20 protein-coding genes and 2 tRNA genes are annotated in these 22,407 nt (G+C 33.5%); 16 read left to right on the top strand and 6 right to left on the bottom strand.

What is annotated here, in order from left to right; translation table 11 throughout:
- Nucleotides 1-34: 34 nt before the first annotated feature.
- A complete protein-coding gene (locus AC0608_RS10680; protein WP_417960645.1) occupies nucleotides 35-427 on the bottom strand; it encodes an START-like domain-containing protein in 393 nt (130 codons plus the stop codon).
- Nucleotides 428-582: 155 nt separating this feature from the next.
- Here AC0608_RS10680 and AC0608_RS10675 point away from each other — a divergent pair.
- The 3 genes from AC0608_RS10675 to AC0608_RS10665 all read left to right on the top strand — a co-directional run bounded on the left by AC0608_RS10675 (nucleotide 583) and on the right by AC0608_RS10665 (nucleotide 6,843).
- Nucleotides 583-659, top strand: a tRNA-Met gene (locus tag AC0608_RS10675).
- A 725-nt stretch (nucleotides 660-1,384) separates the two neighbouring features.
- Nucleotides 1,385-6,484 carry a DUF8693 domain-containing protein gene (locus AC0608_RS10670; protein WP_478289047.1) on the top strand — a complete coding sequence of 1,700 codons (5,100 nt, stop codon included), beginning with the start codon at nucleotides 1,385-1,387 and terminating at the stop codon, nucleotides 6,482-6,484.
- Nucleotides 6,485-6,609: 125 nt separating this feature from the next.
- Nucleotides 6,610-6,843: a hypothetical protein gene (locus AC0608_RS10665; protein WP_478289046.1), complete on the top strand. Its 234-nt coding sequence runs from the start codon at nucleotides 6,610-6,612 to the stop codon at nucleotides 6,841-6,843.
- 97 nt (nucleotides 6,844-6,940) lie between these two features.
- Here AC0608_RS10665 and AC0608_RS10660 read toward each other — a convergent pair whose 3' ends face one another.
- Nucleotides 6,941-7,393 carry a DUF4442 domain-containing protein gene (locus tag AC0608_RS10660; protein ID WP_478289045.1) on the bottom strand — a complete coding sequence of 151 codons (453 nt, stop codon included), beginning with the start codon at nucleotides 7,391-7,393 and terminating at the stop codon, nucleotides 6,941-6,943.
- A 228-nt stretch (nucleotides 7,394-7,621) separates the two neighbouring features.
- Between AC0608_RS10660 and AC0608_RS10655 the strand changes: the two genes are divergently transcribed.
- From AC0608_RS10655 to AC0608_RS10635, 5 genes are all read left to right on the top strand, one after another.
- On the top strand, nucleotides 7,622-8,077 hold the full coding sequence (locus AC0608_RS10655) for a DUF4870 domain-containing protein (protein ID WP_478289044.1): 456 nt from the start codon (nucleotides 7,622-7,624) through the stop codon (nucleotides 8,075-8,077).
- Between the two features lie 248 nt (nucleotides 8,078-8,325).
- Nucleotides 8,326-8,658 carry a PadR family transcriptional regulator gene (locus AC0608_RS10650; RefSeq protein WP_091205948.1) on the top strand — a complete coding sequence of 111 codons (333 nt, stop codon included), beginning with the start codon at nucleotides 8,326-8,328 and terminating at the stop codon, nucleotides 8,656-8,658.
- Between the two features lie 2 nt (nucleotides 8,659-8,660).
- Nucleotides 8,661-10,394, top strand: a complete 1,734-nt coding sequence (locus AC0608_RS10645; RefSeq protein ID WP_478289043.1) for a PspC domain-containing protein — start codon at nucleotides 8,661-8,663, stop codon at nucleotides 10,392-10,394.
- 2 nt (nucleotides 10,395-10,396) lie between these two features.
- The gene (locus AC0608_RS10640) at nucleotides 10,397-11,137 is read left to right on the top strand and encodes a head GIN domain-containing protein (RefSeq protein ID WP_417960657.1); all 741 of its coding nucleotides are present in this window, start codon (nucleotides 10,397-10,399) and stop codon (nucleotides 11,135-11,137) included.
- A gap of 85 nt (nucleotides 11,138-11,222) precedes the next feature.
- Nucleotides 11,223-12,056 carry a GIN domain-containing protein gene (locus AC0608_RS10635; RefSeq protein WP_478289042.1) on the top strand — a complete coding sequence of 278 codons (834 nt, stop codon included), beginning with the start codon at nucleotides 11,223-11,225 and terminating at the stop codon, nucleotides 12,054-12,056.
- Nucleotides 12,057-12,175: 119 nt separating this feature from the next.
- On the opposite strand, the gene trxB is transcribed toward AC0608_RS10635, so the two are convergent.
- Nucleotides 12,176-13,123, bottom strand: coding sequence for a thioredoxin-disulfide reductase (trxB, locus tag AC0608_RS10630; RefSeq protein ID WP_478289041.1), 948 nt, complete (start codon nucleotides 13,121-13,123; stop codon nucleotides 12,176-12,178).
- A 159-nt stretch (nucleotides 13,124-13,282) separates the two neighbouring features.
- On the opposite strand from trxB, the gene AC0608_RS10625 reads away from it, so the two are divergent.
- A tRNA-Pro gene (locus AC0608_RS10625) sits at nucleotides 13,283-13,357 on the top strand.
- 102 nt (nucleotides 13,358-13,459) lie between these two features.
- Here the strand turns inward: AC0608_RS10625 and AC0608_RS10620 are convergent.
- Nucleotides 13,460-14,209, bottom strand: a complete 750-nt coding sequence (locus tag AC0608_RS10620) for a 4-hydroxy-tetrahydrodipicolinate reductase (RefSeq protein ID WP_478289040.1) — start codon at nucleotides 14,207-14,209, stop codon at nucleotides 13,460-13,462.
- A 679-nt stretch (nucleotides 14,210-14,888) separates the two neighbouring features.
- Here AC0608_RS10620 and AC0608_RS10615 point away from each other — a divergent pair.
- The 7 genes from AC0608_RS10615 (at nucleotide 14,889) to AC0608_RS10585 (ending at nucleotide 20,427) form a co-directional block, all read left to right on the top strand.
- On the top strand, nucleotides 14,889-15,656 hold the full coding sequence (locus tag AC0608_RS10615) for a ParA family protein (protein WP_417990252.1): 768 nt from the start codon (nucleotides 14,889-14,891) through the stop codon (nucleotides 15,654-15,656).
- A gap of 4 nt (nucleotides 15,657-15,660) precedes the next feature.
- Nucleotides 15,661-16,560 carry a ParB/RepB/Spo0J family partition protein gene (locus AC0608_RS10610; protein ID WP_478289039.1) on the top strand — a complete coding sequence of 300 codons (900 nt, stop codon included), beginning with the start codon at nucleotides 15,661-15,663 and terminating at the stop codon, nucleotides 16,558-16,560.
- Nucleotides 16,560-17,120 carry a DUF5683 domain-containing protein gene (locus tag AC0608_RS10605; RefSeq protein WP_478289038.1) on the top strand — a complete coding sequence of 187 codons (561 nt, stop codon included), beginning with the start codon at nucleotides 16,560-16,562 and terminating at the stop codon, nucleotides 17,118-17,120. The genes AC0608_RS10610 and AC0608_RS10605 overlap by 1 nt, the downstream gene beginning before the upstream one ends.
- Before the next feature lie 25 nt (nucleotides 17,121-17,145).
- Nucleotides 17,146-17,346: a hypothetical protein gene (locus AC0608_RS10600; RefSeq protein ID WP_478289037.1), complete on the top strand. Its 201-nt coding sequence runs from the start codon at nucleotides 17,146-17,148 to the stop codon at nucleotides 17,344-17,346.
- Nucleotides 17,347-17,350: 4 nt separating this feature from the next.
- Nucleotides 17,351-18,082: a 4-hydroxy-tetrahydrodipicolinate reductase gene (gene dapB, locus AC0608_RS10595; protein ID WP_478289036.1), complete on the top strand. Its 732-nt coding sequence runs from the start codon at nucleotides 17,351-17,353 to the stop codon at nucleotides 18,080-18,082.
- Nucleotides 18,083-18,157: 75 nt separating this feature from the next.
- Nucleotides 18,158-19,711 (top strand): signal peptidase I, encoded by a 1,554-nt coding sequence (gene lepB, locus AC0608_RS10590; RefSeq protein WP_417960675.1) that lies wholly within the window; start codon nucleotides 18,158-18,160, stop codon nucleotides 19,709-19,711.
- A gap of 89 nt (nucleotides 19,712-19,800) precedes the next feature.
- The gene (locus AC0608_RS10585; RefSeq protein WP_417960677.1) at nucleotides 19,801-20,427 is read left to right on the top strand and encodes a WbqC family protein; all 627 of its coding nucleotides are present in this window, start codon (nucleotides 19,801-19,803) and stop codon (nucleotides 20,425-20,427) included.
- Nucleotides 20,428-20,439: 12 nt separating this feature from the next.
- Here the strand turns inward: AC0608_RS10585 and AC0608_RS10580 are convergent, their stop codons facing one another.
- Together AC0608_RS10580 and AC0608_RS10575 are read right to left on the bottom strand one after the other, a co-directional pair.
- On the bottom strand, nucleotides 20,440-21,486 hold the full coding sequence (locus AC0608_RS10580) for an endonuclease/exonuclease/phosphatase family protein (RefSeq protein WP_478289035.1): 1,047 nt from the start codon (nucleotides 21,484-21,486) through the stop codon (nucleotides 20,440-20,442).
- 44 nt (nucleotides 21,487-21,530) lie between these two features.
- Nucleotides 21,531-22,400, bottom strand: a complete 870-nt coding sequence (locus tag AC0608_RS10575; protein ID WP_478289034.1) for a rhomboid family intramembrane serine protease — start codon at nucleotides 22,398-22,400, stop codon at nucleotides 21,531-21,533.
- Nucleotides 22,401-22,407 lie beyond the last annotated feature (7 nt).

Here is a 22,407-nt window from a genome sequence, read left to right as displayed (position 1 = left end):
TTCAGGGCAAATATAAGTTATAAAATATGATTTTCTACACAGAACCTATAAGATGTTTCAGATCCGAAATTTGATTTTCCCACAATAGTGTGGCTTCATCCACCTCGTCTTTATCTGCAAAATCGACTACCATTAAAGAGACATCTTTGGTAAGCTCATCGACTAAAATATGCAATTCAAAAAAGTACTCCGTATCTTTATTATTTCCATCTACCCATTTAAATTTTACTTTTTCTCCTGTTTTCTTAGAAGCTAATCTAGCTTTTTCTTCGGAGTCATTCCAAATAAAAGTAAAAAATTCACCTCTTGAATTTACATTGTCAGCAAACCATTCAGACAAACCTGATGGAGTCGATATATATTGATACAACAATTGAGGCGATGAATTGATAGGGAATTCGATTTCGTAACGTACTTTTTGATCCATGAGCTACATTTAATTTTTCGGAAATATATAGAATATAACTACAAAAAAAAAGCGTTTTTAAAAATATTTTTTTTTATTAAAAATATACTTGTAAGCTGTAATATTATTTTTATATTTGCACCCGCATTCAGGGATAGTTAAAGATTCCTATTTATGGCGAGATAGCTCAGTCGGTTAGAGCGCAGGATTCATAACCCTGAGGTCCCGAGTTCAAATCTCGGTCTCGCTACCAAAGCAAAAACCCTAACATCAATATGTTAGGGTTTTTTTATGTTTAAAATATTCTTCAATTATCTATAATGATTTTCGGAAGTGAGGAATTAGAATAAGAAATCTTATCAAAACACCTTAGTTTCTTAATTCTTTTTACAGCTAGTGATACGATTTAATCCTCAAAAAATATTTTTATTTACATTATCATGATTCAGATAATAGTTGTTGTTTCTATATGATTTTGGATATACAAACGATCTAAGTAATAAATACATCCCTTAAACTTCCCTAATCAATCACTTTTGTCATACAAATTTCACGAAATAAGTAAACACATTTGAAAGGAATTATTACTAACAAAGATTAGGTAGCTAAAAAGACTTGTTTGATGTAATGAATTACCAAATATCATTTCAAATTAGCCAGATAACCTGCAGTGGTGGAGAACTAAATGGAATATACATCGACAATATACAAAATCGAATAGACTAAAGCATATTCAGTAATGGGAATCAATTAGTCAACCTTATTTAAAACTATATACATTAAAAATAATTTCATGTATTAATTAAAATTAAACTTACATTATTTAAATAATTATGTTAATTATCGTCTTTATTTGCACTTAAACAGGTTAATTTGAAAAATAAATCTAATTTTGAATAATTAGAAAACCTTTAGGACCCTTCTTTTTGTCATTTTTAAACAAAAGCCTCAACCATAATTAAATACAGTCATTAAATTATGAAGAACATTATTTTAATAAATAAAAAACTATTTTTTATAGTTTGCCTTTTTTTTATTTCCTTTTTTATCCATTCGCAAACCTATACTACATCAGGAACTTATACTGCTCCATCTGGCGTAACCAGCATAACAATTCAAGCTTGGGGCGGCGGTGGAAAAGGTGGAAGAGCAACTTCAACAGGTGGGGTTGGCGGCGGCGGCGGCGGTGCTTTTGCTAAAAAAGTAGTTACTGTAGTACCAGGAACCACTTATGACGTAACAGTAGGTTTAGGAAGTACTACAACCGCTGATGGTGGTGATTCTTGGTTTTCAACAAATACTACTGTTCTTGCAAAAGGAGGTAAAAGTGTATCGAATAACATGTCAAATGGTGCACTTGGTGGCGCAATAACTGGCTCTATAGGAGATTTGAAGTATAATGGTGGAAATGGCGGAAATGGTACAACGATGCTTGGTGGCGGTGGCGGATCATCTGCTGGAAATAATACCCCTGGAAATAACGGAACCAGCCCAAACGGTGGTGCAGCCCCCATAAATGGTGGAAGTGGTGGTGATGGATCAATATTAGCCATGGGTGGAGTAGGCTCAAATGGTAATTCTCCAGGCGGTGGTGGTGGTGGTGCTTTTTTAGCTACGAGTGCGCAAAATGGTGGTATTGGTGCAACAGGACAAATAATAATTACTCCGGTAGAACCAGAAATAGATATTAAAGGAAATTCCATCTCTATTTCGAATGGCAACTCATCACCTAATATAGCTAATTGGAGTGATTTTGGAAATACACAAATAGCATCCTCTACTATAACCCGAACTTTTACCATTCAAAATACAGGTGGTTCAGCATTGACAATTGGTACTATTTCTTTCTCTGGAACAAACGCAAGTAATTTCACAATCACAACACCTCCAAGTACAACGATAGCCGCTGGAAGCACCACTTCATTTGTAGTCGCATTTAACACGCCTACAGTTGGTACAAAAACAGCCGTTATCTCAATATCTAATACTGATTCAAATGAGAATCCATATACATTTACGATTCAAGGAAGCGGTATTGAATCTTTTTTTGACAGTGATGGCGATGGAATTATGGACAATATAGACATTGATGATGATAATGATGGAATTAAAGATGTAACTGAAGAACTAAATTGTACATCTAGAAGTGCTAATAAAGTCAATTATAAATTTCTAAACGAAACCTTTGGCACAGGAGGTAGAACTTCAAACTTTACTGCTGCCTATAATGCAACAACTACCTATTGTTATGAAGATGGAATTGTGGGTACTAATACTGCTGCATGTCCTTCACAATCCTCAAAAATATTGGATGATGGGGAATATTGTGTTGTTAGTAAGATAACTGGAACAACAGCAAGCGATCCTGACAACATACATGGCGATTTAGCATGGTATAATGGAGAAGATCATACTACAGGAGATACTAACGGAAGAATGGCAGTTTTTAATGCCAGCTTCACTCCTGGGGTATTCTATGAAACTACTATAACAGGCGTTTTATCAAACTTACCAATAACGTATAGTTTTTGGGTATTAAATATACTGGCGCCATCCACTTTTCCCAACACTATTTTACCCAATGTCACAGTTGAATTTTATGATTTATCAAACAATTTTATTACCTCTTTCAATACAGGAGATATAGGAAGATGTTCAGGAAGTATTACTGACAATAGTTGCAGTCAAGGTGTATGGAAACAATTCACCACTAGTGTTAATTTAGGAAATGTAAATGCTTTTACTATTCGTTTCAAAAATAATGCTCCTGGCGGCAGCGGTAATGACCTTGCACTAGATGACATTCTAATTTCACAAACTCTGTGTGATTTAGACTATGATGGTGTTGCCGATGTATTTGATTTGGATGCTGATAATGATGGTATTGAAGACGTCATTGAAGTAGGTTTAGGGAATTTAAGCAATGGTAAAGGCAAAATAGATATGGCTTGGGTTGATGCCAACGGTAATGGACTCCATGATAGTGCCGAATCAATTGCTGCTTTAACTACTCTTGATTCTGATGGTGATGGAACTCCCAATTATTTGGATTTAGACAGTGATAATGATAGCGTTTTTGATGTAGATGAATCGGGAGCAGGAAATTCAAATGCACTTCCGGGTTTTGTCAACGGCGATGGGGATAGTAATGGTGATGGAACCGGAAATGGATTAGATACGGAAACTTTTAGAGTTAAAGATACAGATGGAAACGGAATCAACGAACTTTTTGGTGACGGAATATTAGATATTTATGATTATGGAACAGGAATCAATCAATTAGGGAATTTAGGACAGGGAAGTACAATTGCTCCTTTCTTAAATTATCTTTTAGATACCGATAATGATGGGATTCCTAATTATATTGATGTAAAATCTAACGATCTGACATTTGATATCGCCAATACTCTGTTAATTTATGATTATAAAACTTTAGATACTAATAACGATGGTATTATTGACGGGACAACTGATATCGATAAAGATGGAATTTTAGATGCTTTTGATACTAATACTGCTTATTTTGGCTCTCCAAGGGATTTACACACCAAATTACTTCTTGATTTTGACGGCCGAAATGATTATGGCCAAAGCACTTCAATTCTGGGTGGTTTGACCAATGCTTCCTTAATGGCATGGATTAATTTGAATGCTGCTTTTTCAACAGAAGGAGTTATTGTGGGCCAGGATAAATTTCAAATCCGCGTCACTGCTGCTAAAAAACTAGAAGCGGTTGTAAATGGTGCTACTGTAACTTTTGCTACAGCGCTCAATACTTCCCAATGGTATAATGTAGGTACTGTGTATGATGGCACTAATTTGAAACTGTATTTAAACGGAACTTTAGTGGCCACACAAGCAACAAGCGGAACCATCGCATCAGATCCTTCAGTTCTCACTTTAGGAAAAAATCCAGTTGCAAATACTAAATATTTTAAAGGCAAAATAGATGAAATACGTGTTTTTAATGTTGCCCTAACTGATTCTCAGTTGCAAAGAATGGTTTATCAGGAAATTCAGGATACTGGATCAGAAGTTGGAGGCACAATAGTTCCTAAAAACATTGCTACATCTCCTGCTTCCTTGCCTTTTGCCAATCTGCTTCGTTATTACAGAATGGACAACTATAAAGATGATATCATTGATGATTTGACAACTCCTACAATTGATGTCAGCGGAACAAAAATCTACAATCATAAAAACATTTATCTTCAACAAGCTCCATTGCCTTTTTTAACGGAACGAACTGGTAGTTTTGCAACAGCAGTCAATAGCCCTTCAAAAGAAATCCGAGGAAATGACACCATGGAGAATGACTGGTCTATTGTAAAGGTGCAACATGATATTACCGAAACGGCCAATAACATTGATTTGGGCATGGTGGTAGATTCCGGAAAAAAAATCGTAATGAATAACAATACCAAATTACAAAATGACTGGTATCTAAAATTAGATGGTATTATAGATCTAACAGGAATGGCGCAATTAGTGCAAACTACTGAAAGTGATTTAGATGTAACCAGTGCGGGTTATATAGAAAGAGATCAACAAGGGCAATCCAACTTGTACAATTACAATTATTGGAGTGCACCGGTAAGTCCTATCAATACTGCAGCCAATAACACTAATTATACCGTAAATGGGGTATTTAGAGATGGGACTAATCCTGCAACCCCAGCAAGTATAACTTGGGTTAGTGGATACAACGGTGCCCCAACAAGTCCCGTGAGCATGGCGCGCTATTGGCTTTATAAATTTGATAATAATGCCAGCGCTTACGCAAATTGGATTCAAATAAATGAAACAAGTGCATTACGGGTAGGTCAAGGGTTTACCTTAAAAGGAAGCGGAGCGCTCTCTGGAACTCAAAATTACACCTTCATAGGGAAACCAAATAATGGAACTATACTCACTAATACGGTAAGCGCTGATCAATTATTACTCACCGGAAATCCATATCCATCAGCAATAGATGCATATGCTTTTATAAATGATAACCTTAACTCCGTTGATAGAATTCAGGATAATGGTCTGGACGGGACCATCTATTTCTGGGAGCATTCCTCAAACAACAATTCACATGTTTTAAAAGAATATTTGGGAGGGTATGCTGTGCTTAATTTATCTGGTGGATTACCGCCTGTTGTCCCTGGAATGATTAGTGGTGTAGGATTAAGCAATAAAATTCCAAAGCAACATATTCCAGTAGGACAGGGTTTCTTTGTGTATGGAAAAACAGGTGGTGGCGGAACAGTTATTTTTAAAAATAGTCAACGTGCATTTCAGAGAGAAACTGATGCAACATCAAATACTCTTTTCAAAATTAAACCTAAAGGCAAAGACAAAAACACATGGAATACTAATAACAGTGATCTCGTACAAAAAGACACCTTAAAAAGAATTCGTTTGGGATTCAATTCTAGCACTAATTTCCATCGACAAGTTTTGTTGGCATTTATGCAAGAAAAAGCCACTAGCGCGGTTGATTACGGCTATGACGGTTTTATTCTGGATAATTACCCAAATGATATGTATTTCTTAAACGGATCTGATCAGCTGGTAATACAAGGCGAAGGATATTTTGATCTGGAATCCTCCTACCCTATTGGCATAAAAACAGATCGTGAAGGACTAGTGAAATTTTTAATTGACGATTTAGAAAATTTTGAATCCAATCAACCCATTTTTATATATGATGACGAAACTAAAATATATCATAATATCAGGAATCAAATTTTTGAAATTAATATTCCAAAAGGAGAGTTTCATACCCGTTTTTCATTGCGTTTCAAAGATAAAACACTAGGAGTAAGTGAAAAAATCAATAGTGGTAACGACATTATAATTCTGCATTCCCAAAATAGGGATGCGCTAATGATTAACAACAAAATAGTAGATACGACACTTCAGGAAATTACTTTATTCAATATTCTTGGACAAGCTGTAGCCAGTTGGGATTTAAAAAATCAAGACCAACAGGACATTCAACTTCCCCTCAAAAAAATGAGTTCTGGAGTATATATAGTAAAACTAAAAACCTCGACTGGAGTTCTCAGCAAAAAAATAATTATTAAATAATCCTTTATTTCTAAAAATAATTAAATACAATTAAATAGTGCTATGAATATTGAAATTGAGTGAAAATATTATTTATATTTGAATGTTATCCCAATTAAAAAGAAACCAATATTAAAATTTATAAAATGAGAAGAATACTAACATTTGTAGCATTTGCATTCCTTAGCGTAAATCTTAGTGCACAAGAAGTGAAAACTGTCGCTAAAGAAAAAACAACAAAAGAAGCTTGTTGTGCAAAAAAAGACTCCAATTCAAAAGGAATGACTGCAGCAGAACTTGAAAAATGTAAAGCAAAATGCAAGGGTGAAGGAAAAAAATGTGACGCCACTATGGCTAAAACAAGTGGAAAAAAATGTTAATTTAAACCATTTTTATTTAAATATATACTACAAAACGCCTCTAAATTTAGAGGCGTTTTTTATTCGAACCTGTATTAGATAGAAATAAAGGGTATTTTTATTTGACCCTCACACTCCATTCAAAGTCCATTTCGGAAACTTGTATTCCTTTTTCATCTATTCCTATTGATTTCATCCAAAATGTTTGTCCTGCGCCAGTGGTAATGGTTTCGTGAATTGCCTTTTCTATTAAATGGCCATCATTACAAGTAAACGTAATTATACCAGTCGCTTTTTTAGTGAAATTTCCTTTATTGTTCGCCACCAACATAGAGATTTTTCTTCCACTACTTTGAATTTGAAACATTACCAAAGCTCCTGTAGAAAGCTCTGCTGCCATTGCTTGAACAGCAAAATACATGGAATTAAATGGATTTTGGTTGATCCAACGGTGTTTTACAGCTACCACACATTTGTTTTCATCTATGGTTTTAACACGTACACCACAGATAAATGCCGAAGGTAATTTGAAAAATAAAAATTTGTTAAGTTTAGATGTGGTAAGTTTCATAAGTAGCTGATTTTTAAAGGAAAATAGCGGCGTTATCCTTCATTATTATTGGGATTTTAAAACCTTGTTGGTTCATTAACCTTAGGTTTTTTGCTAAAATACAAAAAAATAGTATGCATACATATAAAATTAATTTGTTAATATTGTGTTAATATTTGGTACTATGCGTAACAAGATACTGTCTTTTAGATATATATTTGCATAAGAAATTACTATATACTTTTAATCATGGAAACAACTACTGAAAAAAACGTCGCTACTTTTACCCATTTGAGTACATTAACTCAATATTTTATCCCTTTTGGAAATTATATTTTTCCAATAATTCTTTGGACTTCTAAAAAAGAAGAATCAGAATTTGTGGATCACCACGGAAAACAAGTACTGAATTTTCAATTAAGTTTATTATTGTACTCTTTAGTATTACTAATGATTGCAATTCCTTCCTTTATCATTTCTGTGTTTAAAAACATTCCCTTTGACACACTCGTAAATGATCATGAATTCACATTTTCAAATTTTAATTTTGGGGATAATATTGGAATATTAACCGTTGGAATAATTAGTGTGTTAATTTTTGGACTTTTGAAAGTGGCTGAATTCTTTTTGATTATTTATGCTTCCATCAAAACATCAAACGGAGAAAAATACACGTATCCGATTACGATTCCTTTTATAAAATAACAACAGCAATACTAGATTAGAGACAGCAACCGTACTAAATAAAGCTACCCCAATAGCCCTGATTACAATAGAAATCCTTTTTTATTTTTTCTTTAAAAATAAAAAGATTGAAATGGAAAGCAGGAATAAGCTCCAAAAAAATGCCTAATAGAGAGCGATTGCATTCTTGCTCAAAAAGGATTCATCAATAATCATCATCAATCAAAAAATGAACAGTTTAATCAACACAAAATCAAAAAAAAGAAATTATGAACATTGAAAACACAAAAGCCCAGATGCGTAAAGGTGTTCTCGAGTTTTGCATCTTATCCGTTTTAAAAGAAAAAGATGCCTACACATCGGAAATATTAGACACATTGAAAAACGCAAAATTATTAGTTGTAGAAGGAACCATTTATCCACTGCTAACGCGCTTAAAGAATGATGGATTACTCAACTACCGTTGGGAAGAATCAACTTCAGGACCACCAAGAAAATATTACGGCCTGACAGAAATTGGACAAACTTTTTTAAATGAATTAAATGGTACTTGGACAGAATTGTCGGATGCCGTAAACCTAATAACCAACCAAAAACAATAGTCATGAACAAAACTGTAAATATAAACCTAGGCGGAATGTTCTTTCACATAGATGAAGATGCATACCAAAAATTGACACGCTATTTTGACGCTATAAAACGTTCTTTATCCAATTCATCTGGACATGATGAGATCATAAAAGATATCGAAATGCGTGTTTCAGAATTGTTGAACGAAAAGCAAAAAACGGATAAATATGTTATTGGTTTGAAAGATGTAGATGAAGTGATTGCAGTAATGGGACAACCAGAAGATTACATCATTGAAGATGAGTTGAAAGGAACAAATACCTACAGCAGCAACACAACCAGAAGAACAAAAAAATTATACCGTGATAAAGAAAAAGGAATGATTGGTGGTGTTTCATCAGGCTTGGGTCATTACTTTGGGATTGATGCCGTATGGATCAGAATTGTACTTATTTTATTAGTTTTTGCTGGATTTGGAACAGGAATAGTAGCCTATATCATTCTTTGGATTGTAACTCCAGAAGCCATAACGACTACTGAGAAATTAGAAATGACGGGAGAACCGGTTACGATCTCCAACATTGAAAAAAAAGTACGGGAGGAATTTGAAAATGTTTCGGATAAGATAAAAAATGCCGATTATGATAAATATGGTACCCAAATAAAAACAGGTGCAGGAAAAATCGGAAGTTCTTTTGGAGACTTTATCATGACAATTTTCAAGATTTTTGCAAAGTTCTTAGGAGTACTTTTAATACTTGGGGGAGTAACTGTACTATTTTTCCTTTTAATTGGAATTTTTACCCTAGGCTCAGGTGCTTTTATTGATTTTCCATGGCAAGGTTTTATAGAAGCAGGGAATTTTACAGATTATCCAATATGGGCTTTTGGACTTTTAATGTTCTTTGCCGTTGGCATCCCATTCTTTTTTCTAGCATTATTAGGTTTTAAACTTTTAGCTCCTAATATGAAATCTATTGGAAATATTGCAAAATATACACTTTTTGCACTTTGGCTAATTGCCGTTTCATTAGCAATTGCAATAGGAATAAAACAAGCTAGTGCATTTGCTGTAGATGGAAGAGTGGTTAAAAAAGAAACTATTAGTTTGAATCCAAATGACACTCTTTTTATCAAATTTAAACACAATGATTATTTTGCTAAAAATGTTGAAGATCGTAATGATTTTATGGTAACTCAGGATTCTACTGGAAATGATGTTATTTATTCCAATCAAGTTAGTTTTAGAATAGAAAAGACGGATGAGAAACTACCTTACATTCAAATTGAAAAAGAAGCAAAAGGAAAATCGTTATCTGAAGCCAAACGAAGAGCAGAACAAATTAAATACAGTTATACAATAAAGGGCAATCAACTAATTTTAGATAATTATTTACTGAGCGATTTAAAAAATAAATATAGAGATCAAGAAATAGAAATAACATTATTTGCACCAGAAGGATTGTTACTAAAAGCTGATTCAAGTGTACAAAACTACGACCGATCAGATGACGAATACTTCAATTTACACTACAGTTCAGATAATTACATTTACAAAGTTGAAAATTCTCAAATAAAATGTTTAAATTGTCCCGCTGATGAAAACGAATATAATGATGTAAATAGCGACACCCTAAACGATAGTACTGATGTAACTGTTACTATTAATAACGATGGAGTCTCTATTCAGAAAGACTCTGTAAAATCGAATGGAAGGAATAAAGGATTAAAAATAAATAAAGACGGGATAATCATTAAAACGAATTAATCATGTTAAAAATCATCACATTAATTACTAAATTTATTCTGGTTGTATTAACCGCTTTGTTGTTAGCATCATGCAACCATTCTATTAATTTAAATTCAATAGAAGGAAGCGGCAATGTAACCACGGAGAGACGCGTTGTTGACGGTGATTTCAAAAGTATAGAAGTCAATAATGCCATAGATCTTGTTATTGAGCAATCAGATAAAACTGAAATAGTGGTTGAAGCTGATGATAATTTACAAAAACACATCAGTACCACAGTTAAAAATGGAACTCTTATAATTTCTTGTGATAAAAATTCGTTTACCAACATGAAATCAAAAAAAGTAACCGTAAAAATGCCTGTTATTCATGAATTAGAAGCTACAAGCGGTTCAACAATTACAAGCAACAATATATTAAAAGGGGAACATATCAAACTAAATACATCGAGTGCTGCCTCGATGGACATTAATATTGAGTCCGATAACATTACCTGTGATAGTAGCAGCGGTAGCAGTATCACTGTCAATGGAAAAGCATTACAGATTAAAACTAGTGCATCAAGCGGAAGTGAAATCAAAGCAGAGTATTTATTGGCCAATGAAGTAACTGCAGATGTTTCTAGTGGAGCTACGATAAATGTTCATCCTATTGTTAGTTTAATTGCAGAGGCATCGAGCGGAGGAAACATTAATTACGATATACAGCCAAAAACAATTCAGAAAAACACTAATTCTGGAGGAAGTATCAATCGAGAATAAGAAACATTTTTTTTGAAATTTAAAAAATCATCCATCATAAGTGGATGATTTTTTTATATTTGTAAAGACTCTAATCCAAATCATTATGAAAAAATATACTTTTATACTCCTATTCTTTTTATCAACCACAGTACTCTTGGCACAGAAAAAAGAAAAAATAAAAGGATCAAAAACAGTCACTGTTGAGCAAAGAGAAATTGGAAATTTTGCGGCATTACTAGTTGAAGACAATATCGAGGTACATTTAGAAAGAGGAGAAAAAGCAGAACTAAAAATTGAAACGGATGAAAACCTGCAAAGTATTGTTTCTTTGGATTTAAGCGATCATATATTGCGCATTTATACCACTAAACAAGCCATCAATTATAAAAAAATGGTAGTAAGGGTAACATACACCAATGATTTAAATCTAATTACTGCAAAAAATGAATCAACTGTTACTGCAATACAGGAACTTTTATTAAATACTATTACAGTTAAAGCCCATGATGCTTCTCAATTATTTTTGAATGTAAATGCGACGAATTTCTTACTACAAGCTGACGAAAAATCGAAAATAGAACTCAATCTAAAATCCGAAAACACCACTATCGAGTTAAGTGAAAATTCATCTCTTAAGGCATTAATAACCACTATTGATTTGAAAGTGGATATGTATCAAAAATCAAATGCTAATCTAGAAGGGAATGCCGCTAATACTTCAATTCGGCTGGACAACAATGCCTCATTTATCGGAAGTAAGTTTACCACAAAAAATGCTGATATAACAACCGAAAGTGATACAAAGTGTAGTTTATTTACCGAAACAGCGGTAATTATTGATGCGGGTGAGAGATCTGAAATCCAACTTTTAGGTTCCCCAAAAATAGAAATACGAAAATTTGCCGATGAAGCAAAATTAAGCAAAAGATTGAAATAGAAAATCCTCTCCAAATGGAAGTCAGAACCAAAAAAAAAGTAGCCTTCAAATACTCCTAAAGAAAAAGTCCCAATTTTTACAAATTGGGACTTTTTTATATTGAAACTTCCAGATTCTACTTATTCTTTAGCCGCTAAGTATCGTTCAGCATCAAGCGCGGCCATACAACCTGTTCCTGCGGCAGTAATTGCTTGACGATACACATGATCCGCTGCATCACCTGCTACAAAAACGCCATCAACATTTGTTTTTGAAGTTCCGGGAATATTGATGATATATCCTGTTTCATTTAATGTGATGTAGTCTTTGAAAATATCTGTATTGGGTTTGTGCCCAATAGCAACAAAGAAACCAGTAGCTTCGATATCAAAAACTTCATTGGTAGTTTTATTCAAAGCTTTTACGCCTGTTACCACTTGTTCGTCTCCTAAAACTTCTACAGTATCGTGATTCATTAATATCATAATATTCTCTGTTTTACGAACGCGTTCCTCCATAATTTTTGACGCTCTGAATTTTTCACTACGCACCAACATTGTTACTTTTTTACAAAGTTTAGACAGGTAATGAGCCTCTTCACAAGCAGAATCTCCAGCTCCCACGATTACCACTTCTTGATTTCTATAGAAAAAACCATCACAAACGGCACATGCTGAAACGCCACCACCTATTTTTAAGTAGTGTTGCTCTGATGGTAATCCTAAATATTTAGCAGTTGCTCCCGTCGAAATAATTACGGTTTCGCAATGCAATTCTTTAGTACCATTAATCCAAACTTTATGAATATCCCCTGAAAAATCTACCTTGGTAGCCCAACCATCACGTACATCAGTACCAAAACGTTGTGCTTGCGCTTGCAACCCCACCATCATTTCTGGACCAGTTATCCCTTCAGGATTTCCAGGCCAATTTTCTACTTCATTAGTTGTAGTCAGCTGGCCTCCAGGCTGCATCCCTTGGTATAAAACAGGATTCATATTTGCTCTGGCGGCATAAATTGCTGCAGTATATCCTGCTGGACCAGAACCGATAATAAGACATTTAATTTTTTCGATAGTATCAGACATAGTACGATTTGTTATATTTTTTTGATAGTGCAAATGTAGTTTTTTAATAAAAATTTTGACTAAAAAAACATCATTTTTACCTATCCCGAAATAATATTCTCCTATTTCTATTTTTGATTTGCTCAAATAAAAAATAATTCTATCTTTGCAGCAGAATTACGGGGTGTAGCGTAGCTCGGTTATCGCGCCTGCTTTGGGAGCAGGAGGCCGCAGGTTCGAATCCTGCCACCCCGACAAAAGCTGAACTGTATGGTTCAGCTTTTTTTATGTGAAATATTTTATAATCGCAATCTAAAAACCTTAATACGAATCTTAAATTGTCTTTGAGTATTCAATCTAAGCTGTAAAATAAGGTTGTAAAATATCTTCAAAATTATAAAATCCTTTATTCTTATTTTTTAAATTTTCAGCAACAAAAATAACGCCACTCCCAAATGCTTCTCTAGAAATAGATTCATGTATGAGTCGAACGGTTTGAAATGGAAATCCAAAAATTATTTCGTGCTTTCCCACAATTCCTCCTGCCCTAACTGAATTTATATTTTCTTTCTCAACATCTAAAGCCTCGGCAATTTTTATTGCAGTTCCTGAAGTCCCTTCTTTTAGTTTAAAATGCTCTTCATTGATTTCAATATCTACCCAAGGGGCTATTTTTTTTAAAAATTTAGCCGCAAAAAGTAAAAAATTAACCCCTAAAGTAATATTTGGAGACCAAAAAACAGTGGTTTTTTGTGCCAATTCATGAAGTACCTTTATTTCTTTAGGTTTATAATGCGAGATAGCTGAAAGAATTTTAATCTCTCGCTCAGCGGCTAATAATCCATAGGTGTATATGCCTTGTTCTGAAGAAAAATCAATTATAAGATCCACCGAATGTGTATCTAAAAGTTCTTTCATAGAAATACTGGAAGTCGAATAAATTAAACCAGCCTCCTTAGCATCCAGACCTAAGAATTCAGACACAGATCGGTGTTCTAAAAGTGTACTTTTACGCAACACCCATTCCAGAGAAAATTCTTTATTTTGAAGTATTACCGAAGCTACGGCTCTACCTGTTTTTCCAAATCCTACTAATCCAATTTTCATCTTGCTCACTATTTTGTCAAATTAATTACTAAAAACATTGATTCTATAGATATTTAATAAAGAACTCTCTTTCAAAACTTAAAAATTAGTTTCCAATAACTGACCTTAATACTTCAGTTCTGTTTTAAATATTATTAAGAAATTGGAATATTTATTTCATAAAATCTCATTGTTGAAATTAACCCGCAAACTCCTTTTTACTGATAAGCATTCCCCTTGGAAGTAACACTTGAAAAAGAAAATAAATCTGACTTTTATAACTAAAGCCTCATTTTTTGTGTCTTTAACACTTGCTTATGTAAACATAACGATTTCAGTTTAGTTAAAGCCTACAGGATACCTTTATTATATCTCTTTGATCGCATCAGTAAAATACAACTCATAATCTTACGCTCTATCAGCTTACCTTACAGTTAATTATAGACTCGCTAGTCTGTTTTTTCTAGATGCACAGGTTATCAAAAGCAAATCAATTTATAGACTAAAGAAAAAGATTGTGTTCAATACCTGAAATACTGAGAATGAAACGAATTGCAAAAAGGGTTAAAGAAAAGCATACCGGTGTTAAAATGAAAATCTGTCAAAAGGCAAGGAATCAAGCTTTAACGAATGTTAACAAAATAGATTTTTAGAAACCATAAATAATTGTATTTTTACGGTTCAAAATTTAGAAAAATAAATGGGCAAAATCATCGCGATTGCTAATCAAAAAGGAGGAGTAGGAAAGACTACAACATCAGTTAATCTTGCTGCTTCATTAGGAGTTTTAGAAAAGAAAGTGTTGCTTATTGATGCTGATCCACAAGCAAATGCATCATCAGGATTGGGAATTGATGTTGAATCTGTTGAAATAGGAACATATCAAATTCTAGAACATAGCAATACCCCAAAAGAAGCTATAATAAAATGTTCGGCCATAAATGTGGACGTAATTCCATCGCATATTGATCTTGTTGCTATTGAAATCGAGTTAGTCGATAAAGAAAACAGGGAGTATATGCTTAAAAAAGCACTGGAAAGTGTCAAAGATGAGTATGATTATATTATAATTGATTGTGCCCCATCACTCGGATTACTTACCTTAAATGCATTGACCGCTGCTGACTCAGTCATTATTCCTATTCAATGTGAATATTTTGCACTGGAAGGCTTGGGGAAGCTGCTAAATACTATAAAAAGCATCCAAAAAATTCACAATCCAGATTTAGACATCGAAGGATTATTATTGACCATGTTTGATTCCCGTTTACGTCTATCAAACCAAGTGGTGGAAGAGGTTCAGAAACATTTTAACGACATGGTTTTTGAAACTATTATTCAGAGAAATGTAAAATTGAGTGAAGCGCCAAGTTTTGGCGAAAGCATCATAAATTACGATGCAACAAGCAAAGGAGCTACCAATTACTTGCATCTAGCTCAAGAAGTTATAAAGAAAAACAGTAAATAGTTTTATGGCAAAAGCACTTAAAAAACAAGCATTAGGAAGAGGATTATCTGCATTATTAAAAGATCCGGAAAACGACATAAAATCCGTTGCTGATAAAAATGCCGATAAAGTGGTAGGAAATATTATTGAGCTTGAAATTGAGGCAATCGAAATAAATCCATTTCAGCCCAGGAGCAATTTCAATGAAGAATCATTGAGAGAATTAGCAACTTCTATCAAAGAATTAGGGGTAATTCAACCTATTACTGTCCGTAAATTAGATTTCAATAAATACCAATTAATCTCAGGTGAGCGTCGTCTTCGTGCATCCACTCTTGTTGGTTTGAAGACAGTTCCTGCTTACATACGCATTGCAAATGACAATGAGTCCTTAGTTATGGCTTTGGTGGAAAATATCCAACGCCATGATTTAGATCCAATTGAGATTGCACTTTCCTACCAACGTTTAATTGATGAAATTCAATTGACTCAGGAGCAAATGAGCGAACGTGTAGGAAAGAAACGCTCTACGATTGCTAATTACTTGCGACTTTTGAAATTAGATCCGATAATCCAAACTGGAATTCGTGATGGCTTCATCAGTATGGGGCATGGTCGCGCCATAATCAATATTGAAGACCAAGACATACAAACGGATATCTATCAGAAAATTGTAAGTCAAAATTTATCCGTACGCGATACCGAAGCGCTAGTCAAAAATTATCAGGAAAGTTTAAAACCAAAACCTGCAGGAAAACCAAAAACAACTTCATTTGAAATTGCCGATTCTCAAAAAAGCACCTTTACAAATTATTTTGGGACTAAAGTTGATGTAAAAGTAGCTGGAAATGGTAAAGGAAAAATTACAATTCCATTCCACTCAGAAGAAGATTTCAACAGAATTGTTAAATTAATAAACGAATAGTGACTAAAATCCTTTTCATCGGGCTATTCCTTTTTATGGTAAGCAACACAACTGTTTTTGCACAAGCAGAAACAGCTGCGGTGTTAATCGCCAAAGACACTTTGAAATCAAATGATATAGATCCTCTGACTCCGGCAAAAGCCGCTTTTTATTCGGCTGTATTACCAGGTTTAGGTCAGGCTTACAATAAAAAATACTGGAAAATACCCCTCGTATACGGAGCATTAGGAACTAGCATTTATTTTTATATTGATAACAATAGGAAATACCATCAATACAGAGATGCTTATAAAAGTCGGTTAGAAGGTTATGTTACAGATGACTTAGCATTTCTCGATAACAATCGATTAATCGCTGGACAAAAATTCTACCAACGCAATCGTGATTTATCCGCTTTGGTTACACTTGCTTTTTATGCATTAAATATACTAGATGCAAATGTAGATGCAGCATTAATCCAATTTAATGTAGATGAAAACTTATCGGTAAGACCGGTTCTTTATCCAAACGATGTAACATTAAAGACGAATGTAGGACTAACATTTAATTATAGTTTCTAGAAGCTTAAATACAAAACAGCTCATTATGTCATTACTTAATAAGATTGGGAAGAAATATTTTTTTATCATCACGACCGTTTTGTTGTTAGTCACTTTAGTAAATTATTCCGCAATTAAAGTGCTGGATCCTATTCGAATGAATAATTTTTTTTCTGGATTCATTGCTGGAATTTTAATAGGTCTTTTGCTGGCAGGAATTGTTAATTATTCAAAATTTAAAAAATAAACAAATGAAAATTGCGCTTTTAGGATACGGTAAAATGGGTCAGGTAATTGAAAAAATTGCACTAGAAAGAGGTCATGAAATCGTTTTGAGAAAAGATAAAAACAACACTTTTGAGGGCCTTTCAACAGCTGATGTCGCAATAGATTTCAGTGTTCCAACTGCTGCTGTCAGTAATATTTCAAGTTGTTTCCATGCCAATGTACCCGTAATTTCTGGAACAACAGGATGGTTGGACTCTTATGATGAAATGGTGGCTCTTTGCAATGAAAAAAAAGGAGCATTAATCTCCAGTTCTAACTTTAGTTTAGGTGTAAATATATTCTTTGAAGTCAATGAATATTTGGCGAAAATCATGTCAAAATTTGACAATTACAAAGTAGAAATGGAAGAAATTCATCATACTCAAAAACTCGATGCTCCTAGTGGTACTGCCATTTCATTGGCAAGAGGTATTATAGAAAACAGTTCGTACACCAACTGGACACTAGAAAAACCGGAAGCTCACCACACGAGCGATTCTAAATTAACTACGCAAATTCACATTGAAGCCAAAAGAATTGGAACTGTTCCTGGTACACATAGCGTAACGTATAATTCATCTGTAGATGCCATAGAAATTAAACATACTGCACACAACCGGGAAGGTTTTGCCCTTGGCGCTATCATTGCTGCAGAATGGATTGCTGGAAAACGAGGGATTTTTACAATGAAAGATGTATTAGAACTTTCAAATTAAACAAATAGATTTATAGAAATCATGCCACTTTCTAATTCCTACTAAACAAATAACTGATCAAAAAATAAACATATTATGTCTACATACCAATGGTTTATATTCTTTCTGCTTTTACAACTAGTTCACTTTTTAGGAACCTGGAAATTATATGAAAGTGCCGGCAGAAAACGCTGGGAAGCTGCTGTTCCCGTTTACAACGCAATTGTTTTGATGAAAATAATAGGTCGTCCTACGTGGTGGACTATACTATTGTTTATTCCAATTATCAATTTGATTATCTTTCCGGTCATCTGGGTAGAAACATTGCGAAGTTTTGGACAGCGATCTAGATTAGATACTTTTTTAGTACTAATAACCCTTGGGTTTTACATTTATTACGTTAATTATACCCAAAAATTAAATTATATAGCGGATAGAAGTTTAAGCCCTAACAGCAAAACGGCAGATACTATTAGTTCGTTACTTTTTGCAGTTGTTGTAGCTACAATAGTGCATACCTATTTAATTCAGCCATATACTATTCCTACTTCTTCATTAGAAAAATCATTATTGGTAGGTGACTTTTTATTTGTAAGCAAAATGAATTATGGAGCCCGAGTACCCATGACCACTATAGCATTGCCCATGGTCCATGACTCTATTCCTTTGACAAAAAGCAAATCATATCTGATCTGGCCACAATTGCCTTATATGCGATTACCCGGAATTCAAAATATAGATCGCACAGATATAGTCGTTTTTAACTGGCCGGTAGATACCGTTTATAAATTTTTCGATACTTCAAAAAGACGTGCTTATAAACCCGTGGACAAAAAATCGAATTACGTAAAAAGATGCGTTGGGATTCCTGGAGATAATTTATCTATAAAAGACGGCATTGTGTATATAAATGGTAAATTGTTGCAATTACCAGAGCGTGCCAAACCGCAATTTTCATATAAAGTAGCTGTAGATGAAAAAACTCCTATCGATTTTGAATCTTTATTTAAAGATCTAGATATAACGGATCCTGCTGGCTTTATGGATCAGACAAAAAGAGATACGATTTTCATGAGTGCCTTAACCGAAGCAGGAGCGGAACGATTAAAAAACACACCAGGTATTACTGCTGTTATCAGACAAATTTCCAGAGATACTGACAACGGGGTCTTCCCACACATCAACAAATGGAACCGGGATAATTACGGTCCCATTTACATTCCAGAACAAGGAAAAACGGTTGGTTTAACTACCGAAACATTACCGTTTTACAAAGCAATTATTACTGATTATGAAAATAATGATTTAAAAGTAAACGGTTCAGAAATTAGAATAAATGGTAAGGTTGCAGTTACTTACACTTTCAAGCAAAACTATTATTGGATGATGGGTGACAACCGTCACAACTCTGAAGACAGTCGTTATTGGGGATTTGTTCCTGAAAATCATATCGTTGGAAAACCTATTTTTATATGGTTGAGTATAGATCCAAATGGCAAAGGAATAAATAAAGTAAGATGGAACAGAGTTTTCACCACAGTTAGTGGAGAAGGTCAACCTCAATCGTATTTCAAATTATTTCTTCTTGGACTAGTAATTTTCTTCGTTGGAGAATATTTTTGGAAAAAAAGAAAAGAGGCAAAAAATTAGTCAAAAGTTTCAAGGTCTAAAGTCATAAAGTTGCTATTTAATCCAGCTTTATGACTTTGGACTTTATGACTTTAAAAACTTTAGACAATATGAATATTCTCCTCCATCCCACCTATTTTCCATCGATAAGCCATTTCGCAGCTATGGCACAGGCAGATAGTATTACCTTTGAAATAGAAGATAATTTCCAAAAACAAACCAATCGCAATCGTGCTTATATTTATAGTCCCAATGGGATTCAACTATTAAATATTCCGGTAAAACATTCAAAAGAAAGCCATCAGAAAACGAAAAACATTAGAATTGAAACCGAATTTGACTGGCAAAAACAACATTTCAAATCACTGGAAGCTGCTTATAGAAGCTCTCCTTTTTTTGAGTTTTTCGAAGACGATATACGACCAATTTTTGAAAAAAAATACACCTTTTTGTTGGACCTAAATTTTGAAGCATTAACAATTTTATCGAAATGTCTTCGAATGAAAATCGATTACAAAACTACCACCGAATATTTTCATGAAATAGAACCAACTGCGACCTCCGACTTCAGAAATCTGGTAAACGGAAAAAAAGACCTTTCTAAATTTGAAAATTACATCCAGGTTTTTGATGATAAACATGGTTTTATCAATAATCTTAGCGTTCTGGATGTGTTGTTTAATGAAGGTAAATATGCATTAGATTACCTGCGAGCACAAAAATTGATTCTCGTATAAAGCAATCGATTTTTACTCGTACGTCAATCTTGCCATGATAGGAAAATGATCGGAGTTTACAAAACTGGAAAAATGTTCGAATTTTTTAACCGTCATTTTTTCATCCGCAAAAATGTAATCAATTCGAGCAGGATAATACCTAAATTTATAGGTTTCTCCAAAACCAGTACCGGCCTCTTCAAAACTATCTTTCATATTCCCTTTAATACTTCTATACACATAGGAAAACGCACTGTTGTTCATATCCCCACAAATTATGATCGGATAAGTACATTTCATTTTATGCTCTTTAAACAGCTCCGCTTGTTGCTGTTGTTGCTTAAAAGCTTTACTAATTCTGATGAAAAGCATTTGTGATTTCTGCTGATTGATAGCATCGATATTTTCATCTATCTCATTAACATCTGGAGAGATTTTTATAGACTGCAAATGCATATTGTACACTCTGATAATATCTTTCCCTTTCTTTATATCTGCAAAAACTACATTATTACTGGAATTAGGAAAAATAATATTTCCTTGATTAATGATTGGAAATTTAGAAAAAATTGCCTGACCGGTTTTAATTTGGTTTCCATCAGTAAAAATATACCGATGCGGATATATCTTTAAATCAATATTAGCTGAAGAAGAATACTCTTGCATACACAGTATATCTGGATTTTTTTCGTTAACAAAATCGAGAATATCTGAAGGTACATCATCTCTATCGATCCATTTAAATACATTTAACAAACGTACATTATAACTCATTACGGTAAAATCTTTCTCTTCTTTAGAAAACTTAGGAGACGAAAACTTATAAAATTTATTTATAAATGTAATTCCTATTAATAACACCAAACCCGAAACCATTAGTTGTTTTTTGAACTGTAGTGTCCAATATAAAAAAAACAAGGCATTAAAAACAAAGAAAAGCGGCATGAAAAGTGTCAAAACTGATAAGAAAGGAAATGACTTTGGCGCCAAGAAAGGCAAAACATAAGCAATAAAAGTTAAAAAAGTAAGGAGTATATTAAAAAAAAACATCCCTTTATTAAACCATGAAAGATTTTTCATTTTATACATTTTTGATTTTGACAAAACACAAACTGATTCTCAACTTACTTCCCTACTTTAAATAAAAATTCTTTTTCTTGTTTCGTAAGGCTATCATAACCGGACTGACTAATTTTATCTAAAATTTCATCAATTTGTTGTTGTGATTTGTCTTTTGCAATTATTCGAGACGTCGTTTTTTCAACTGGTTTACTATAATTTTTGTGTATTTTTCTAAATGGTGTTGTTTTATTTTTTTTGAATAGATTAACAAAAAAATCAAAAATCCGAGAAATTATAATACTTAAATCAGTTCCGTTTTTAAGCAATTTAATAAAAATAAAACCGAATAAAGCTCCAGCAAGATGAGAAATATGCCCGCCCATATTTTCGGAACGCAATTGCATTAAATCAATAATAATAATTACGGCAGTTATATGCCATAACTTGACATTTCCAATAATCAGTAATCGAAGATCCATTAGAGGATAATAGGTAGTAGTTGCAACTAAAATAGCCATAATCGCTGCAGATGCTCCCACAATTGGAGCACTAATATTTAAAACATAAAATACCAGCATATAACTAATTCCTGCAAAAATGGCACTCAATATGTACAAACCTAACAATTGCTTAGCGGTAAAAAATGTCATAAACAACCTGCCTGAAAAGTTCAGAACAATCATATTAAAAATAATATGCATAATTCCACCATGAAAAAAAGCATATGAAAGCAATGACCACGGTTTCCAAAGCAAATGTGCCGGATTAGATGACAAACTCACATAATGAATGTAATCAATGTTGACACCCAACACGGATAAAAGTGCAAAAAACAACCATGGAAGAACAAATAAAGCTACATTCCAAAAGATTAGCTGAGTCACGATGCCTCCGATCTTGTATTGTACTTTCACGTCATCAATTATATTCATACTTTAA

The sequence above is a fragment of the Flavobacterium sp. GNP008 genome (assembly GCF_056428965.1).
Note: the sequence above shows the minus strand (reverse complement) of the source record. Positions and strands in the feature narration are given on the sequence as shown.

Excerpts from the sequence above, each read along its gene's own strand:
- AC0608_RS10600 (WP_478289037.1), top strand. The coding sequence starts at position 17,146 with ATGTCATTACTTAATAAGATTGGGAAGAAATATTTTTTTATCATCACG.
- AC0608_RS10655 (WP_478289044.1), top strand. The coding sequence starts at position 7,622 with ATGGAAACAACTACTGAAAAAAACGTCGCTACTTTTACCCATTTGAGT.
- trxB (WP_478289041.1), bottom strand. The coding sequence starts at position 13,123 with ATGTCTGATACTATCGAAAAAATTAAATGTCTTATTATCGGTTCTGGT.
- AC0608_RS10580 (WP_478289035.1), bottom strand. The coding sequence starts at position 21,486 with ATGAAAAATCTTTCATGGTTTAATAAAGGGATGTTTTTTTTTAATATA.
- AC0608_RS10660 (WP_478289045.1), bottom strand. The coding sequence starts at position 7,393 with ATGAAACTTACCACATCTAAACTTAACAAATTTTTATTTTTCAAATTA.
- AC0608_RS10650 (WP_091205948.1), top strand. The coding sequence starts at position 8,326 with ATGAACATTGAAAACACAAAAGCCCAGATGCGTAAAGGTGTTCTCGAG.
- AC0608_RS10615 (WP_417990252.1), top strand. The coding sequence starts at position 14,889 with ATGGGCAAAATCATCGCGATTGCTAATCAAAAAGGAGGAGTAGGAAAG.
- AC0608_RS10665 (WP_478289046.1), top strand. The coding sequence starts at position 6,610 with ATGAGAAGAATACTAACATTTGTAGCATTTGCATTCCTTAGCGTAAAT.
- AC0608_RS10620 (WP_478289040.1), bottom strand. The coding sequence starts at position 14,209 with ATGAAAATTGGATTAGTAGGATTTGGAAAAACAGGTAGAGCCGTAGCT.
- lepB (WP_417960675.1), top strand. The coding sequence starts at position 18,158 with ATGTCTACATACCAATGGTTTATATTCTTTCTGCTTTTACAACTAGTT.
- AC0608_RS10640 (WP_417960657.1), top strand. The coding sequence starts at position 10,397 with ATGTTAAAAATCATCACATTAATTACTAAATTTATTCTGGTTGTATTA.
- AC0608_RS10670 (WP_478289047.1), top strand. The coding sequence starts at position 1,385 with ATGAAGAACATTATTTTAATAAATAAAAAACTATTTTTTATAGTTTGC.
- AC0608_RS10585 (WP_417960677.1), top strand. The coding sequence starts at position 19,801 with ATGAATATTCTCCTCCATCCCACCTATTTTCCATCGATAAGCCATTTC.
- AC0608_RS10635 (WP_478289042.1), top strand. The coding sequence starts at position 11,223 with ATGAAAAAATATACTTTTATACTCCTATTCTTTTTATCAACCACAGTA.
- AC0608_RS10680 (WP_417960645.1), bottom strand. The coding sequence starts at position 427 with ATGGATCAAAAAGTACGTTACGAAATCGAATTCCCTATCAATTCATCG.
- dapB (WP_478289036.1), top strand. The coding sequence starts at position 17,351 with ATGAAAATTGCGCTTTTAGGATACGGTAAAATGGGTCAGGTAATTGAA.
- AC0608_RS10610 (WP_478289039.1), top strand. The coding sequence starts at position 15,661 with ATGGCAAAAGCACTTAAAAAACAAGCATTAGGAAGAGGATTATCTGCA.
- AC0608_RS10645 (WP_478289043.1), top strand. The coding sequence starts at position 8,661 with ATGAACAAAACTGTAAATATAAACCTAGGCGGAATGTTCTTTCACATA.
- AC0608_RS10575 (WP_478289034.1), bottom strand. The coding sequence starts at position 22,400 with ATGAATATAATTGATGACGTGAAAGTACAATACAAGATCGGAGGCATC.